The 14,708-nt window shown below is 70.0% G+C and carries 17 protein-coding genes; 11 read left to right on the top strand and 6 right to left on the bottom strand.

The window, feature by feature from the left end; all coding sequences use genetic code 11:
* Positions 1-188: 188 nt before the first annotated feature.
* Positions 189-2,120 carry a CASTOR/POLLUX-related putative ion channel gene (locus ACY34K_RS16950; protein WP_462747756.1) on the top strand — a complete coding sequence of 644 codons (1,932 nt, stop codon included), beginning with the start codon at positions 189-191 and terminating at the stop codon, positions 2,118-2,120.
* Between the two features lie 53 nt (positions 2,121-2,173).
* On the opposite strand, the gene ACY34K_RS16945 is transcribed toward ACY34K_RS16950, so the two are convergent.
* A complete protein-coding gene (locus tag ACY34K_RS16945; RefSeq protein ID WP_462747753.1) occupies positions 2,174-3,691 on the bottom strand; it encodes a SpoIIE family protein phosphatase in 1,518 nt (505 codons plus the stop codon).
* A 540-nt stretch (positions 3,692-4,231) separates the two neighbouring features.
* Between ACY34K_RS16945 and ACY34K_RS16940 the strand changes: the two genes are divergently transcribed.
* Together ACY34K_RS16940 and ACY34K_RS16935 are read left to right on the top strand one after the other, a co-directional pair.
* Positions 4,232-4,921 (top strand): leucine-rich repeat domain-containing protein, encoded by a 690-nt coding sequence (locus ACY34K_RS16940; protein WP_462747750.1) that lies wholly within the window; start codon positions 4,232-4,234, stop codon positions 4,919-4,921.
* Positions 4,922-5,048: 127 nt separating this feature from the next.
* Positions 5,049-5,540 carry a DinB family protein gene (locus ACY34K_RS16935; protein WP_462747748.1) on the top strand — a complete coding sequence of 164 codons (492 nt, stop codon included), beginning with the start codon at positions 5,049-5,051 and terminating at the stop codon, positions 5,538-5,540.
* A gap of 37 nt (positions 5,541-5,577) precedes the next feature.
* Here ACY34K_RS16935 and ACY34K_RS16930 read toward each other — a convergent pair whose 3' ends face one another.
* Positions 5,578-6,051, bottom strand: a complete 474-nt coding sequence (locus tag ACY34K_RS16930; protein WP_462747745.1) for a carboxymuconolactone decarboxylase family protein — start codon at positions 6,049-6,051, stop codon at positions 5,578-5,580.
* A gap of 83 nt (positions 6,052-6,134) precedes the next feature.
* Here ACY34K_RS16930 and ACY34K_RS16925 point away from each other — a divergent pair, with 83 nt between their 5' ends.
* Positions 6,135-6,299: a hypothetical protein gene (locus ACY34K_RS16925; protein WP_462747743.1), complete on the top strand. Its 165-nt coding sequence runs from the start codon at positions 6,135-6,137 to the stop codon at positions 6,297-6,299.
* Positions 6,300-6,311: 12 nt separating this feature from the next.
* Here the strand turns inward: ACY34K_RS16925 and ACY34K_RS16920 are convergent, their stop codons facing one another.
* Positions 6,312-7,115 (bottom strand): dienelactone hydrolase family protein, encoded by an 804-nt coding sequence (locus tag ACY34K_RS16920; protein ID WP_462747741.1) that lies wholly within the window; start codon positions 7,113-7,115, stop codon positions 6,312-6,314.
* A gap of 89 nt (positions 7,116-7,204) precedes the next feature.
* Between ACY34K_RS16920 and ACY34K_RS16915 the strand changes: the two genes are divergently transcribed.
* The 5 genes from ACY34K_RS16915 to ACY34K_RS16895 all read left to right on the top strand — a co-directional run bounded on the left by ACY34K_RS16915 (position 7,205) and on the right by ACY34K_RS16895 (position 9,984).
* The gene (locus tag ACY34K_RS16915) at positions 7,205-7,786 is read left to right on the top strand and encodes a TetR/AcrR family transcriptional regulator (protein WP_462747739.1); all 582 of its coding nucleotides are present in this window, start codon (positions 7,205-7,207) and stop codon (positions 7,784-7,786) included.
* Between the two features lie 340 nt (positions 7,787-8,126).
* Entirely contained in the window at positions 8,127-8,378 is a 252-nt protein-coding gene (locus ACY34K_RS16910) for a luciferase domain-containing protein (protein WP_462747737.1), read from the top strand.
* A gap of 182 nt (positions 8,379-8,560) precedes the next feature.
* Positions 8,561-9,055: a MarR family winged helix-turn-helix transcriptional regulator gene (locus tag ACY34K_RS16905; RefSeq protein ID WP_462747735.1), complete on the top strand. Its 495-nt coding sequence runs from the start codon at positions 8,561-8,563 to the stop codon at positions 9,053-9,055.
* On the top strand, positions 9,052-9,510 hold the full coding sequence (locus ACY34K_RS16900) for a MarR family transcriptional regulator (RefSeq protein WP_462747732.1): 459 nt from the start codon (positions 9,052-9,054) through the stop codon (positions 9,508-9,510). The genes ACY34K_RS16905 and ACY34K_RS16900 overlap by 4 nt, the downstream gene beginning before the upstream one ends.
* 126 nt (positions 9,511-9,636) lie before the next feature.
* Positions 9,637-9,984, top strand: a complete 348-nt coding sequence (locus tag ACY34K_RS16895; RefSeq protein ID WP_462747943.1) for a tetratricopeptide repeat protein — start codon at positions 9,637-9,639, stop codon at positions 9,982-9,984.
* Positions 9,985-10,439: 455 nt separating this feature from the next.
* On the opposite strand, the gene ACY34K_RS16890 is transcribed toward ACY34K_RS16895, so the two are convergent.
* Entirely contained in the window at positions 10,440-10,997 is a 558-nt protein-coding gene (locus ACY34K_RS16890) for a pyridoxamine 5'-phosphate oxidase family protein (RefSeq protein WP_462747729.1), read from the bottom strand.
* Between the two features lie 231 nt (positions 10,998-11,228).
* On the opposite strand from ACY34K_RS16890, the gene ACY34K_RS16885 reads away from it, so the two are divergent.
* Both ACY34K_RS16885 and ACY34K_RS16880 read left to right on the top strand, forming a co-directional pair.
* Positions 11,229-11,948 (top strand): VOC family protein, encoded by a 720-nt coding sequence (locus ACY34K_RS16885; RefSeq protein WP_462747726.1) that lies wholly within the window; start codon positions 11,229-11,231, stop codon positions 11,946-11,948.
* 121 nt (positions 11,949-12,069) lie between these two features.
* Positions 12,070-12,864: a hypothetical protein gene (locus ACY34K_RS16880; protein WP_462747723.1), complete on the top strand. Its 795-nt coding sequence runs from the start codon at positions 12,070-12,072 to the stop codon at positions 12,862-12,864.
* 50 nt (positions 12,865-12,914) lie between these two features.
* Here ACY34K_RS16880 and ACY34K_RS16875 read toward each other — a convergent pair whose 3' ends face one another.
* A complete protein-coding gene (locus ACY34K_RS16875) occupies positions 12,915-13,547 on the bottom strand; it encodes an SMI1/KNR4 family protein (protein WP_462747721.1) in 633 nt (210 codons plus the stop codon).
* Between the two features lie 225 nt (positions 13,548-13,772).
* Positions 13,773-14,624, bottom strand: coding sequence for a DUF4190 domain-containing protein (locus tag ACY34K_RS16870; RefSeq protein ID WP_462747718.1), 852 nt, complete (start codon positions 14,622-14,624; stop codon positions 13,773-13,775).
* Positions 14,625-14,708 lie beyond the last annotated feature (84 nt).

Here is a 14,708-nt window from a genome sequence, read left to right as displayed (position 1 = left end):
GACGCGCGGGTACGGCGACGGCCACCGCGACAGCCCGTGGCGGCATCGCCCCACACACAGGAGCCAGAACCTGCCCAGGAGGGCGACGCCTCGTCCACGTCTCCGCGCGGAACACTCCGCGACGTGACGGGCCGGGGCGGCGACACGACGCGCACCGGGCCCGGACGCCCGGCGTTGAGGGGGTTTCCATGACAGGGCTCGCTTCCCGAGCGTGGTCACGCATCCGGTACGGGTTCGACAACCTCATGGCCAAGGGCACCCCCGTACTCATCGGCTGGCTGACACTGGTGTGTCTCGCGATCGTGGTTCCGGCCAGTGTGGTGCTGGTGTGGGCGGACCGCACCCCTCACACCACCCCCTCCGATCGCCTGTCGGCCGTCTGGAAGAGCGTCGGCACCACACTGAAGCTGGGCGGCGAAGTCGGCCCCCCGCTCTACGTCGTGATGTCGGTCCTGCTGGCGCTCGTGGCGCTGCTGTTCGTATCGGCGCTGGTCAGCCTGATCACCACTGGTCTCGGTGAGCGCATCATGGCGTTGCGGCGGGGCCGGTCGGTGGTTCTGGAGCGGCGCCACACCGTGCTGCTCGGCTGGTCCGACCAAGTGTTCCCCGTCCTGACGGAGTTGGTGGCCGCCAATGCCAACCAGCGCAGAGCGGCCGTCGCCGTCCTCGCCGACAAGGACAAGACCGACATGGACGCCGAGATCGCCTGCCACGTCGGCGGCACCGGGAGCACGCGCGTCATCTGTCGCAGCGGCCGCACCACCGATCCGACGGTGCTCACCCGGCTGAGCCCGGCCGCCGCGAAGGCCGTGCTCGTGCTTCCGCCTGTGGGCAGGAGCGGTGACGCCCATGTCGTGAAGACACTCCTGGCCCTGGACGCGGCCGGTGCCCCGTCCGGCGACCGCGTCGTCGTCGCGGCCGTACGGGACGCCCGCCACCATCTGGCCGCCACCCTCGCGGCGGGCCGGCAGGGACACGTCCTCAGCATCGACGACATCGTCGCCCGGCTGCTCGTACAGACCTCGCGCCAGCCCGGTCTGTCCCTCGTCTACCAGGAGTTGCTCGACTTCGCGGGTGACGAGTTCTACGTCGTGCCGGCCGCGGCTCTCGCCGGTCGCACGTTCGGCGACGCGCTCGGGGCCTTCGCCACCTCCTCGGTCGTGGGCCTCGTCCGTGCCGACGGGAGCACGTCGCTCAACCCGGCTCCCCATACCCGGATCGGCGTGGGCGATCAGCTCATCCTCATCACGGAGGACGATGACACCGCCGTGCCCGCCGACACCGCCCCACTCGTCGACGAGGACGCGATCGTCATGGCCTGCCCCCGCACCCCGGCGCCCGAACGCATGCTGCTCCTCGGCTGGAACCGCCGAGCCCCACTGATCATCGAGCAGCTCGACCAGTACGTACGGCCCGGTTCCACTCTCGACGTGGTGGCCCTGGGCGACGCGGCGACGATGCACGTGGCGGGGACCAACGGCCGGGCGCCCAGCCGACTGCTGGTGAGCCTCCACAGCGGCGACATCACCCAGCAGCACACTCTGGCCAAGCTGGACGTGCCGTCCTACGACAGCGTGATGGTGATCGGCGACGAGAGCCGGCCCCCGGAGTGCGGCACGGGGACCGGTACGGGAAGTGGCTCGGAAAGCGGCACGGAGACGGACGACCGTACGCTCGTCACGCTGCTCCACCTGCGTTCCATCGAGGCGTCCACGCGGCGGGAACTGTCCGTCGTCACGGAGATGACCGACGACCGAAACCGGCTGCTGGCCCCAGTGCGGCAGGGCGCGGACTTCATCGTGAGCGGCCGATTGATCGGCCTGCTCATGACGCAGATCTCGGAGAACCGGCACCTGGCGGCTCTGTTCGACGAGCTGTTCACGGCGGACGGGAGCGAGATCCACCTCAAGCCCGCCACCGATTACGTCCCGCCGGACCGTGAGGTCAGCTTCGCCACCGTCGTCGAATCCGCGCGCCGTCGTCATGAGTGCGCCATCGGATACCGCCTGCGCGCCGAGGCCTCGACCGCCCCGGCCTACGGCGTGAGGGTCAACCCGGACAAGCGCGGGACGGTGCGGTTCGCGGCGGGTGACTGCGTCATCGTGGTGGCGGAGAGCTGAGCACCCGTTGACTGCGCTCGACCCCGCTCGGCTCTGCGTCGCACCGGCGGGGCTCAGCCCTTGCGGGTCTGTCCGTCGCCCGGAAAGGGACTGGTGCGTGCGATGAGCAGGGCGACGTCGTCGCGGTCCCCGGGGTGGCGCAGTGTGCGCAGAAGCTGATCGCACGTGTCGTCCAGCGGGCGGTTCGGGTCGTCGAGCGCGTCGAGGAGGGAATCGAGCCGGGTGTCGATCGGTTGGTCGCGCGTCTCGACCAGCCCGTCGGTGTAGAGGACGAGCTGGTCGCCCGGCTCGATACCGAAGGAGGTGGTGTCGAAATGGATGCCGCAGCCTCCCAGCGGCGCGCCGGTGGGAAGGTCGAGCAGTTCGCGTGTGCCGTCGGAGTGGAAGAGGACGGGTGGCAGGTGCCCGGCCAGGGAGATGTGGCACTGGCAGGTCGTGGGGTCGTACACGGCGTAGAGGCAGGTTGCGAGGGTGTCGAGACCATCCGTGATGTGGTCGAGGTGGTGCAGCACCGCGGCGGGGTCGAGGTCGACGTCGGCCAGGGTGCGGGTGGCCGTACGCAGCTGCCCCATGGTGGCCGCGGCTGTGACGCCGCTGCCCATGACGTCGCCGACGACGAGGGCGGTCTTGTCGCCGCTGAGGGGAATGACGTCGAACCAGTCGCCGCCGATTTCGATGGTGGCCTGCGCGGGGCGGTAGCGGAAGGCGATGTCCAGGCCCGGCCGCTGCGGGGGCGGGTGGGGAAGCAGGCTGCGCTGGAGGGTGAGGGCGGTACGGCGCTGCTCCTCGATGGCGCGGTGCCGGTCGGTGACGTCCACGCTGGACGTGGCCACGCCCAGGATTTCCCCGCTGGGGTATTCGAGCCGGTAGAAGGAGATCGACCAGGCGTGGTCGTTGTCCGGGTCGGCGGGGGTCCGGCCGACGGTGTACTGGTCCAGGATCGGTACGCCGGTGGCCAGGACTTCGCGCATCGCGGCCTCGAACGACGGGTCCAGGAAGGGCAGCACTTCGTGGACGTGGCGGCCGACGTGCTTGTCGGCGGGCACGCCGTTCATGCGCTCTTCCGCCGGATTGACGGAGATGTAGCGCAGATCGGTGTCCAGGAGGCCCAGCCCGATCGGTGACTGCGAGATCAGCTGGGCCGACAGGGCCAGGTCGCGCTCCATCCGCCGCAGGGTCGCCTGGTCCGTGGCGAGGCCCAGGGCGTAGTAGTCGTGCTGGTCGTCCTGCAACCGCATGTTGCGGAACTCCACCAGGCGCGTACTGCCGTCCTTGCAGCGGACGGGGAAGGTCCCGGCCCAGTCCTCGCCCTCGTTCATGACCCGGGCGAACAGGGCCAGCACCTCCTCCAGGTACCGCTCGTCGAGCAGCAGTGGACCGGCGTACTGTCCCAGCGCCTCCTCGGCGGTGTAGCCGAACAACTTCTCGGCCTGCGGGCTCCACAGATCGATCCTGCCCTCGGCGTCGAGGAGAACGGCGGCGACGTTCAGGATGTCGAGCAGGCCGCCCGGCCGCGACGGCAGAGGGCCCACCATGCCGGCGCCGGCCCGCGGAGACTCGCTGGCACCCATGCGGCCTCCTTCCCACCGCTGATCACGCAGACACCTGCCGGGGTGTGGAACCGTCGCTGCATCCGTGCCTCGGCTCTTCCATCGTCCCCCCTCCACGGCCCACGAGTGCACGCGACGTTATGCGTCCGAGGGATCACTCGGCGTCACTGTCGCGCGTGCATGAGGGGCCGCCTGCGCGCACACCACAGGAGCGGGGTGCGTCGATCGACGGGGCACTGACCACTCGTGATCATCGCTGTTGTGATCAGTCGACCTGCCGAGCACGAGAACTGCCCGCCTGTGGGGGCCGGCCGGACATCCGTCGGACCGCGGCGCAGCTGAAGGCTCCTGGCCCGATCGGGGTCCCACGATCCGCGCGGGTGTCGTCGTGCTGCGCCCTCGGGCCACAATATGCACCCGGACCGCCCCTGCGACCTGCGTATGGTGGCGCCATGAGGAACGAGGGGGAGCCGAGGCCCTACGTCAACCGATGGGGCGACACGGCAGATCCGGCGCCAGGTCGGCGACCGGGACATCTGCTCGTGCTTCGATCAGACCAGGGTGCACCCGCGGGCCCGCGTGGGCTTCCACACCGAACGCCAGGACACCTCCGCACCCGGCTGGCGGCGCCTGCTGGAGCTGGTCGACGAAGCCGCCGCGGACGGACGTGAAGAGTTCCGGCCTCTGACCGGACTCAGCCCGGAAGAGAGAAGGCAGATCGTCACCCTGCCGCCGAGCATCGCCCGGCTGACAGCGGTCAGACACCTCGTGCTCTACGGAAGCAACCTGGTGCGCATCCCACCCGAGATCGGGGCCATGGCCGGCCTCGAGGAGTTCACCCCGTACACCTCCTACCGACTGCACTGTTATCCCTACGAGATCACCCGCTGCTCGAAGCTGACCGCCAGTACGGTGAGCACCCGCGCGTTGTTCGGCAACCACAAGCTGCGAGTGCCCTTCCCGAGGCTTCAACCGTCCCTGGACCGCGTCGGGGACCTCGATCTCGACTACCTGGATCCCCGCCGCTGGGGTTCGACGGCCATGCGCGGTTGCAGTGTCTGCGCGCGTTCGATCGCGCAGGCCGGGCTCCATCAGGTGTGGATCTCGCTGCCCGTGGCAACGGACGTTCTGCCCCTGCTGGTCAATGCCTGCTCCGCCGCGTGCGTCGCGGCGCTGCCCGGCGGCCCTCGGGGCTACATCGGGGCACCGCACAAGGGGGGTCCCGTCGAACAGCCCGCTGCTCGGGGCTGATTCGTCGAGAGCAACGCAGGGGGGAAGTCGAGGGGTCCTAGGCGAGCGCGATGGACGGGGGCGGTGACGGGGCCTCGGCATGCTGTCCGGATGACCTATGGTTGCGGCCATGGTTTTCTTGTCCCCTATGGACCCCACCGTCTTCCACGCAGTGCTCCGGGACCAGTTCGAAGCGTTTGTCGACGAGCACCGGTCCCTGCTGTACGACAGCTTGAACGGGCTGACCGAGGAGCAGGCGCGCCTATCCCTCGTGGCATCCAAGACAACGCTGCTCGGTCTGGTCAAGCACGCCACTGTTGTCGAACGCGTCTGGTTCGACGAGGCGATCACCTGCCGCACCCGTGCCGAGATCGGCATTCCCGAGACGCCTGACGAGTCGTTCGATCTCGATGACGGTGACACGATCGCCTCGGTCCGGCGGGCGTACCAGGAGGCATGCGCGGCGTCTCGTCGGGCGACGGCGGAGCTGACCCTGGACGATGTCGTACGAGGCAACCGCCGGGGCCCACTGCCGCTGCGTTGGGTCTACCTCCATGTGCTGCGTGAACTGGCCCAGCATTGCGGCCACGCCGACATCCTCCGGGAGCAGATCCTGGACGGCACCGCGCGCCGAGGGTGAACGGGCCCGGGGCGAACCCGTTCACCCTCCGTCGTGCTTACCCGAACTGGCCCGGCTGGTAGTCGCCGGCGGGCATCCGGAGCATGACGTTCCCGCGGTTGAAGGCGTTGATGACGGTGATCACACCGACCAGGGCGCCGAGCTGGTCCTCGTCGTAGTGCTTGGCGGCGTTCGCCCAGACCTCGTCAGGGACGCCACCGGCCGCGTCGGCGATGCGGGTGGCCTCCTCCGTGAGCTCCAACGCCGCGCGCTCGGCCTCGGTGAACACCGTGGCCTCTCGCCAGGCCGCGACGAGATTGAGGCGCTCGGCGGACTCGCCGGCGTGCACGGCGTCCTTGAAGTGCATGTCGGTGCAGAAGCCGCAGCCGTTGATCTGGCTGGCGCGGAGCTTCACCAGTTCCTGGGTCGAGGCCGGCAGAGTGGAGTCCGCGAGCGCCTTGCCCGCGGCGACGATGTGCTTGAAGACCTTGCCCAGGACCGGGTTGGTGAAGGGGTTCAGGCGTGCTTCCATGATGTGCTCCGATGCTGTTCGGCCGGTCGGTTACACACCTATGACGGCGCGGATCAGCGAGGTGTGACATGGAAGGCTGTGACGTGCGTCTCGTCCGACTGGCCCGCAACGCCCGGGTGCGGCCCGCGCAGGGTCAGGCGTCCGGCTCGCCGGGCTGGTCGCGGGTGGCACAGTGGCTGCCCCCGCCGCCGGAGGCCACGGCGTCGATCGGCAACTGCACCATCGTCCGCCCCGGGAAGTGTTCCTGAAGATCGTGCAGCTCAGGCGCGTGTGCCCGCGGTCGTTGGGTGAGCGACAGGTGTCGTGGACCGAGGCGGTGGCTTCCTGATGTTGTTCTTCGAGAGCCTGATGGGCAGGCACTCGGCGAGCAGGCCGACGACGTCACGCCACGCTCGCTGCGCGTGCCGTGGGTGGTAGCCGACGCCGGGGACCACGGTGTGGTCGACCGGTGGGTGGTGGAAGGCGTGTAAGGCGCCGCCGTAGACCACGAGGCGCCAGTCGACGCCCGCGGCCTGCATCTCGGTGGTGAACGCGTCCCGTTGCGCGGGCGGCATGATCGGGTCTTCCGACCCGACCCCGGCCCATACTGGGCAGCGGATGCGCGCCGTCTCGCCCGGTCGGCCCGTGGTCAGTGCGTTGACTGTCGCGATCGCGCGCAGGTCGACGCCGTCGCGCCCGAGTTCCAGCGCGATTGCGCCCCCGGTGCCGTAGCCGACGGCGGCGATCCGGTCGGGGTCGGTCCGCGGCTCGACGCGGAGCACGTCGAGCGCCGCGTGGCCGATGCCTCGCATCCGGTCGGGGTCGGCGAGCAGCGGCATGCAACGGGCAAGCATCTCCTCAGGGTCGCCCAAATAGCGCCCGCCGTGGAGGTCGAAGGCCAGTGCCACGTATCCCAGCTCGGCGAGTGCATCGGCCCGGCGGCGCTCGACGTCGCTGAGCCCCATCCCCTCAGGACCGACCAGGACCGCGGGCCGGCGGTCGACACCGGCCGGGAGCGCGAGGTGCCCGATCATCGTCAGGCCGTCGGCCGTGTATTCCACCGTGCGCGTTGTGATCGTCGTCATGAGCCTGGACTGTAGTGATCGCCGGGCCCGGTCGGGCCGGTGTTCTGCCGCTGGCAGAAGGGGTCCGGCAGGGCGGATAGGGTCGTGGCATGGCGTCCCGCAGTACGCGGATCCTGGAAGCGGCCGCCCGGGTGATCGCCCGGCGCGGGGTCCGCGGGCTCCGTGTGGAGGAGCTGGCGGAGGAGGCCGGTGTCTCCACCGGCCTGATCTACTACCACTTCAAGGACCGCTCCGGGATCCTTCGCCACACGCTGGAACTCATCAACGACCGTGCCGAGCGGTACACCACGGCCCGGGACCCGGACGCGGAACCACTCGGCCCCCGTGAGGAGCTCGACCAGATCCTTCTGCTGGAACTCCAGGACACCGCGGAGGTACGGGAGAACAGCGCGGCCCGGGGCGAATTGCGGGCGAGCGCCGCCTTCGACTCCGTCCTGCGTGAAGACCTCGCCCGGGCGACCCTGGTGTGGGTGCGGGAGGTGGCCGCGCTTCTGGGGCAGGTGCGGCCGTCGGCGTCGGCGGCGGCGCTCTCCGCGGCGGCCGAACGACTCACGGCCCTGCTCGAAGGCCTGAGCATGCGCCGGCTCAGCGGCGGCCTCTCCGTCGACCGTGCGCGCGCTCTCATGGCGGAGGCCGTCGAAGTGGAGTTGGCCCGCCTGCGGCAGCCGTGAGGGATGCGGCCCGCCGATGCGCGACGTTCGACGTCGAGGACGGGACCGGGCGCCCGCGTGCGTGTCTCTCGGTCTCTACGGCGAGGAGTGGCAGGCGTCGTATGCGGGCGCCGGCCGGGCGTTGGGCCGGCCCGGGCTCGGCGGCCCTCACCGGACGGCCCTCAAGTTTGGGGCAGCCTTGGCAGTTTCAGTCCTTCCGGTCGCGAGGTGACGGGAGCAGTATGGCTGCATGAACTTGGCGGAACATGCCAATGACCGTCTGGCCTGCTGGCCCGGCCTCAGCCCCGGCCACGCCTCTTGCGGGACGCCCCGATCCCTCAGCGCAGGCACCCGCGAGATCGTGCACTTCCATTCGGCCACCGAGGCGGACGTGCACCTCTCGACGGCGTTGATAGGCAAACTGCGCCCCGCGCTTCTGCGCTCCAGCGCATTGCGGCTGAAGGACGCCTCCGAGTGGGTGACGATCCGTCTTGAGACCGGATCGGACATCGACCTGCTCGCCACGCTGGTCAGCGCCGCCCTCCTGACCGCCACACGGCCGTCGGAGACCGGTGGCTCCGGCTCGCAGCGCTGCAGCCACGTGCCCGCCTGACCGGCCGGAATCACTACCGTGCTCCCGGGGGGACTCGCCGGCATGCGCGCGGCTCCCGGCCGGCTCGACTTCCACCTGAGGCCGCTCCGGCGCTGAAGTGGGGGTATCAGTCGGTTCCGGTGCCCACCGTCACAGCGTCAAAACAGTAGCCATAGACATAGTAGCTATGTACTCTGTTTGACATGAGCAAGGGTTCCACGGGCCCCACGCCCGGCTTCCTCGTATGGCGGCTCGCCAACAAATGGCGCGTCGCGGTCGATCGCGCGGTGGCTCCACTGGGCCTCACCCACGCGCAGTACTCGTTGGTCGCGTCGCTGTACGGCATGCAGCGCACCGGCGAGCGGCCCAGTCAGCGCCGTCTCGCCGACCACACCGGCCTGGAGGCGCTGTACGTCTCGAAGCTGGCGCGCGCCCTGGAGTCGGCCGGCCTGATCGAGCGCACGCGCGATCCCCGCGATCCGCGCGCCGTGCAACTCGCCCTCACCGAGCGGGGCCAGGCCGTCACACGGCAGGCCGTCGCGGTGGTCCAGGACCTGCTCCAGCAGTTGCTGGAGCCGCTCGGAGGTCTCGACGCCCCGCGGACGCGCGCGTTCACCGCCGAACTGACCACCCTGCTCGACGCACCTCTGCACCCATCGGCACCGAACGACGAGAGCACTCAGGGGGCAACACCATGACCACCACCGCATCCGCCACGACCCCACCCATTGCCGACGCCCGGGCCCTCGGCCTGGCCCACTACGCCACCCGCGGCGTCCTGGAGCACGTCCTGGCCCGGCACGGCATCACCTTCGAGCAGCAGATCGCTCTGCGCGCCGCCGTCACCGCCGACGCCCCGCGGACGCCCGACGAACTCGTCACCCGGGTCCGCGGCTCCATCAAAGCCGATGCCGTCGACATCCACGCCGCGCTCGACGAGCTGTCGTCCGAGCGGCTGCTCGTCGCGGACGGCCCGCACCTTCGCGCCACGGACGCGGGGCGCGAGCTGATCGCCACCGCCGGCGCGGAGATCGCCCCCATCGCCGCCCGCGTCTGGGGCGGGATACCCGCCGAGGACCTGGCCGCCGCCGGCCGCGTGCTGGCCCTGGTCACCGAGCGCGCCGACGCGGAGCTCGCGGCGCTCACCACCTGACCGCCTGACTGCCCGGCCGCGTGACTGTCCGGCCGTCCGGCCAGTGGATCAACGGAATATCCGAGCGCCGGTCGCCGTTGACGGCGTCGGAGGAGGAGGGCATCAGTGGACACGACGCACCACGCCATCGGCACCGCCTACTACTCGCACGGGACACCGGCGGAGCGCTGGGAACGGGCGCGGCTCTTCTTCGACGCCAAGGACTACACGGCCGCGGCACGGGTGCTCGGCGGGCTCGTCGAAGAGGCACCTGCGCAGACGGGGCCGCGGCTGCTGCTGGCGCGCGCCTACTACCACTCGGCCCAACTGCGGCGAGCGGAGGCCGAGCTGCGGATCATCGTGGAGCGCGATCCGGTCGAGCACTACGCCCGGCTGATGCTGGGCCGCACCCTGGAGAGACAGGGACGTATCGAGGAGGCAAGGCCCCATCTGCGCATCGCGTCGGCACTCACCGGTGAATTCGGAGACGTCTGACGCGCACGAGGCACGGACGCCGGCCCGGCTCCCCTGAGGGCGGTACCGGAAGAGGAGTCCCTTCGCAGGCCGGTCACGGGTGTGTGCCCCGAGCCGGCCACGCGGCTCAGTCATCGCGGGAACTGGTCCGATCGCTCCCCGTGGTGTGCGTCGGTGGGCCGACCGCGTCGACGACCGGCTGATCACACGCCCCGAGTACGCGAGCGCGGGACGCGTACGGCGTAGCCAATCACACGACCGAGCAGTTGGGCGGGCGCTCCGGGCGACGCGTAGGAAAGGGCTCGTTCTTTCCGACGCCGTCGACTCCACCGGAGACGCGGGAAAGACACTTCGATGAGCGAGTTCGGCGTCGGCTCCTGCACCTGTCTCCCGGACCACCAGCACCCTGCCGGAAGCCGCGACGACGTCCACGCCATGGACACACGGGACGCGGCGCAGCCGTGTGGGGTGAGGGCTCAGAACGTCCACCGTGTGTGGGTGTAGACCCCGTTGTCCCGGCCGAAGCCGTACGCGGTGTCCGGGCTCACGCCGTACACCACGTCGTCACCCTGCCGGATCGCGTCGCCGATTCCGTGGAACGTGCCCTCGGGCGACGTGATGTGCGGCCCGTACTTCGCCTCGTACGCCGCGATCACTTCCTCCAGCACTGCCCGATCGGTAACCGGTCTCGCCGTGCCCTCGACCACGAGGTCGAGTCCTTCAGTCAGTGAGTTGCTCCCGGTCGTCAGGGCACAGTGCCCGTCGTGCGCGAGGTTCCTCGCCTTCTGCTCTCCCACGCCGGTGGAGAAGTAGAGCACCCCGTCGTGCCAGGCGGCGATCACGGGGGTGACGTGCAGTCGGCCGTCGGGCCGTACCGTGGACACCCAGAAGATCTCAGCTGTCCTCAGATGCCGCTGGGCGTCGGCCCATGGGGTGGCGGTGACCTCCGCCGCACCCGGGCGTGGGTTGAGCGCGGAGCTGTAGCGCGCGTCGAGCTCGGTCGTGGGGTGCTGTGCGGGTCCCTGTCCTGGCATCACGGATCTCCCTTCCCTCTCTTGGTAGACCGCCCGCCCGCACGGGAATCGTCACCGCGCCCGTTTGCATCTGTCCGTACGCCCGATCAGGGACGAGTTCCATCTTCCGGACCTGCTGCTCATGCTCCAAATTCGGATGCGGGTGACGCCGGTTCACCCCTAGGGTTCCCTGCGGCGCTGACGGCACTCTGTCGGCAGAGGCCAGTCCAGCGGATCGGGGATGAACACGGCATGACTTCTCAACTGTTCGCGCTCTGCATCGATGCGAGCCGGCCTCCGCGCCTGGCGCGGTTCTGGTCCGATTTCCTCGGTTGGGACATGGCCGACGATCCACACGACGGTGTCGTGCTCCTGCCCAGTGATGACACCGGATTCCGACTCCGCTTCTCTCCCACCCGGGAACAGAAGGCCGGCCAGAACCGGATGCACTTCGATCTGACGAGTACCTCCCTGGAGGATCAGCAGCAGAAGGTGGCCAGGGCCCTGAGCCTCGGCGCACGGCACATCGACATCGGCCAGCGCCCGGAAGAGGGCCATGTGGTGCTCGCCGACCCCGAGGGCAATGAGTTCTGCGTCATCGAGCCGGGCAACAAGTTCCTCGCCGACTGCGGCTTCATCGGTGCGCTGGCCTGCGACGGTTCGCAGAAAGTCGGGTACTTCTGGAGCGAGGCGCTGGGGTGGCCGCTGGTCTGGGATCAGGACGAGGAGACCGCGATCCGTTCGCCGCACGGAGGCCCGAAGATCACCTGGGGCGGTCCACCGCTGATACCGAAGACCGGCAGGGAGCGGCTGCGTTTCGACCTCGCCCCGCCTGCCGACGGTGACTGGCAGGCCGAGGTCGAGCGTCTGCTCGCCCTCGGGGCCACGCGCATCGACGCCGGTCAGAGCGAGCCCGGCCGCGTCATGATGGCCGACCCCGACGGCAACGAGTTCGGTGTGCTGAGGCCCTGACCGCGCCGGCCTTGAGAAGTGGCCCCTTCGGGCTCCGGCGCGTGAAGGGGAACCGCACGGTTCTGTAACCGACTGCGAGAAACCGGCCCAGGGGGTCCTCCGGAGGCATTAGCGTCGCGCCATGCCACAGCACCGCACCGGGCCGGTCGTCGAGGGCCACTACGACGTACGTCGGGGCGCGGCGGCGTACGCTCCGATCGTGGGCGCCTTCGGCGCGCTGTCCGTCCCGGCGACCATCGTCCTGTTCACCACCGCCAAGTCGGGCGACAGCACGCTGGTCAGCCTGGCGGCAGGGCTCCTGGTCGTCGCCATGCTGGGCAGCCTGACCGGTTCCGTCGCACTGGCGGCCATCGGCGCCGAGGTCGACGAGACGGCCAACCTGCCCGCAGCCGTGATGTTCGTGGCGGTGCCCGTGGTCGTCTCGCTGGTGTCGGTGCTGTCGGCGTTCGCGGTGCTCGCCGCCATCCACCTCCCGGCGCAGCGGACTCTGTTCGTCGTCATCGCGGGCGTCGGCGGGCTCGCCGGTACGTACTTCACGGCGTTCGCCGTCGGCGACAGCTGGCATCCCGGACCGGCCGACCCGAAGGCGCGCAGGGAATGGCAGACACGCCAGTGGATCTCCTCACGCCAAGTCGCCTACCGGCAGACCGGACGAGTCGCCCTCATCGGCAGCGTGGCCCCCGCCGTCGGGCTCGCTCTGCGACTGGCCGGCGTCCACGCCACCCCTACGGCGACGAGCGTGTACCTGCTGGTCGGCACGGGCCTCGCGTTCGCCGTCGCCGGCACCTTCTGCGGAGTCCAGCGCACGATGCACCCGTTGAACGGCCGTCAGAAGGGCGTCAGGCGGTACGAGGCGTACACCACCGTGCTCTCCGAGGGTGTCTACACCCTCGCCGTGATGATGCTCCTGCCCTGAAGATGATGCTCCCGCCCCGCGGCGCCGGCGGGTGGCCGAGACGCGCTCCTTCAGGGCAGCCCGATCGGGGCCCTCCTCAGCGGATGACCGTCGAGTTCCTCGCAGCCGTCCTCGTCCCACCACAACCCACCTTGCGCGGTGAGGTAGGGGCGCAGCCCGCTGACGTCTCCACCCGCGTGAAGCGCCTGCGCGACCGCGTAAAGAAAACTCGCCAGATCTGGCCAGGAATCGGTGAAGTCGCCGCCACCGCTGTGACCGGCCCAGCCGAGGCGGCCCGCGTCCGGGCCGGGACGCTGGTCGATCACCTGCGCCGCGCCGTCGGCGCTCTCGGCCCAGGGAATCCAGAGGGGATGCCACCAGGGCTCGTCGTCCCAGGGGCGAGGAACCAGGCCGTCGTTCTCCGCCGCGACGTCCATGCGGGTCCGCCAGTGTTCCACGAGGCCGCTCGCGGCAAGAGGGGACTGCTCCGGGAGCAGAGTCGCCCAGGTGCTCACGCCGTTGTGGCAGCGCAGGGACTCGGCGAGCTCCCCCGGCAGCCGGGTGCCGAGAACCCGTTCCGCCTCCCGGATCTCGTCGGGTGGCGCCGGCGGATTGAGCAGCGTGAAGTCCGAGGCCACGTGGGCCGCCAGCCAGGCGTCGATCCGGCGCCAGGACTCCGACGGGGGCGAGATCTGCTGTGCCATGGCGCCATCCTGCCCCAAAGGTCTGAGATGCGGCCCCGTGCCCTCGGACGAACACGTGGAGGAAGGGCCCGGCGCGGTCAGGCAGGATGATCCGCCTGACCGCGCACCGTCCCCGGGGGCCCGGCCGCCTCGCCGGGGTTCGCGACGCCGCCTGTCACGGGCCGCCTTGACGAAGTCACGACCGCGGAGCCGGGTCCTCCACAGCGAGGGCTCGCGAGAACGGACTTACTTGGCGGGGCCCGTCCAGATGCCGTCGTCGTACTCGAGGACGGAGGGCGAGACCTCCAGCTGGATCTCGTTCGCGGCGTCGGACGGAACCGAGAAGGCGAAGGTGGCCTCGGCCTGCTTGCCGGGCAGCAGCGTGCCCTCGAAGGGGTTGGTCGCGTTGCTGCCGTCGAAGATCATCTCGATCTCCCGGCCCTTGGCGTCCTTCACCGTCGGCAGGGCGGTGCCGATGGCGAGGTCCTTCTTGCCACCGTTCTTGATCGAGATCTTCAGCTGGATCGCGACATTGCCCTTCTTGTGCCCGTAGGCGAACTGGTCCGGGTCGTACGAGCCGGGCTTGCCGACCGTGATCACCACGCCGTCGTCGTACTGGAGGGACGCACCGAGAGCCAGCGGCTCAGTGGCCTTGTCCGGCTCGGCGGCTCCGGAGTCGCCGGAACCACCGGTGCTGCCCGCACCGGGATCCGCCGAGGCGGAAGGCACCGAGGGGAGGTTCTTCGCCTTGTCCACCGCCTCGCTCACCAGGAAGAAGAGCGCGATCACCCAGGCGACGGCCGCGAGGATCGCGACGCTTCCGGTGATGATGCCGGTGAGCGCCATCCCGCTGTTCGTCGCCTCGCCCTTGCGGGCGCGGCCCAGACCGATGATGCCGAATATCAGACCCAGTACACCGAGGAGGCCGCCCAGCCAGAAGGTGGGCGGGAAGACGCCGAAGACCACACCGACGATGCCCACCACCAGAGCGGTGATGCCGAGGCCGTTGCGGGGTTGCGCCGGCGGCATCGGCGGCATCGGATAGCCGCCCGGCGTCGGCCACGGGGACTGCTGTGGGCCGGGGGTGGGCATGGTCATGCGGCGTCCTCACGAGACAAGGGGAAATTTCGATCACACTAACAGTGCGTTCACAGACCCTTCACACCAATTACCAGGACGCGG

The organism is Streptomyces sp. STAM6 (assembly GCF_054963715.1).
The sequence above is the reverse complement of the archived record's forward strand: the minus strand, read 5'-3'. Positions and strand labels throughout refer to the sequence as shown.

What these genes read in the sequence shown, in the direction of transcription:
- ACY34K_RS16945 (WP_462747753.1), bottom strand. Translation starts at nt 3,691, where the DNA reads ATGGGTGCCAGCGAGTCTCCGCGGGCCGGCGCCGGCATGGTGGGCCCT.
- ACY34K_RS16950 (WP_462747756.1), top strand. Translation starts at nt 189, where the DNA reads ATGACAGGGCTCGCTTCCCGAGCGTGGTCACGCATCCGGTACGGGTTC.
- ACY34K_RS16930 (WP_462747745.1), bottom strand. Translation starts at nt 6,051, where the DNA reads ATGGAAGCACGCCTGAACCCCTTCACCAACCCGGTCCTGGGCAAGGTC.
- ACY34K_RS16870 (WP_462747718.1), bottom strand. Translation starts at nt 14,624, where the DNA reads ATGACCATGCCCACCCCCGGCCCACAGCAGTCCCCGTGGCCGACGCCG.
- ACY34K_RS16935 (WP_462747748.1), top strand. Translation starts at nt 5,049, where the DNA reads ATGGACCCCACCGTCTTCCACGCAGTGCTCCGGGACCAGTTCGAAGCG.
- ACY34K_RS16880 (WP_462747723.1), top strand. Translation starts at nt 12,070, where the DNA reads ATGCCACAGCACCGCACCGGGCCGGTCGTCGAGGGCCACTACGACGTA.
- ACY34K_RS16905 (WP_462747735.1), top strand. Translation starts at nt 8,561, where the DNA reads ATGAGCAAGGGTTCCACGGGCCCCACGCCCGGCTTCCTCGTATGGCGG.
- ACY34K_RS16915 (WP_462747739.1), top strand. Translation starts at nt 7,205, where the DNA reads ATGGCGTCCCGCAGTACGCGGATCCTGGAAGCGGCCGCCCGGGTGATC.
- ACY34K_RS16890 (WP_462747729.1), bottom strand. Translation starts at nt 10,997, where the DNA reads ATGCCAGGACAGGGACCCGCACAGCACCCCACGACCGAGCTCGACGCG.
- ACY34K_RS16875 (WP_462747721.1), bottom strand. Translation starts at nt 13,547, where the DNA reads ATGGCACAGCAGATCTCGCCCCCGTCGGAGTCCTGGCGCCGGATCGAC.
- ACY34K_RS16885 (WP_462747726.1), top strand. Translation starts at nt 11,229, where the DNA reads ATGACTTCTCAACTGTTCGCGCTCTGCATCGATGCGAGCCGGCCTCCG.
- ACY34K_RS16920 (WP_462747741.1), bottom strand. Translation starts at nt 7,115, where the DNA reads ATGACGACGATCACAACGCGCACGGTGGAATACACGGCCGACGGCCTG.
- ACY34K_RS16900 (WP_462747732.1), top strand. Translation starts at nt 9,052, where the DNA reads ATGACCACCACCGCATCCGCCACGACCCCACCCATTGCCGACGCCCGG.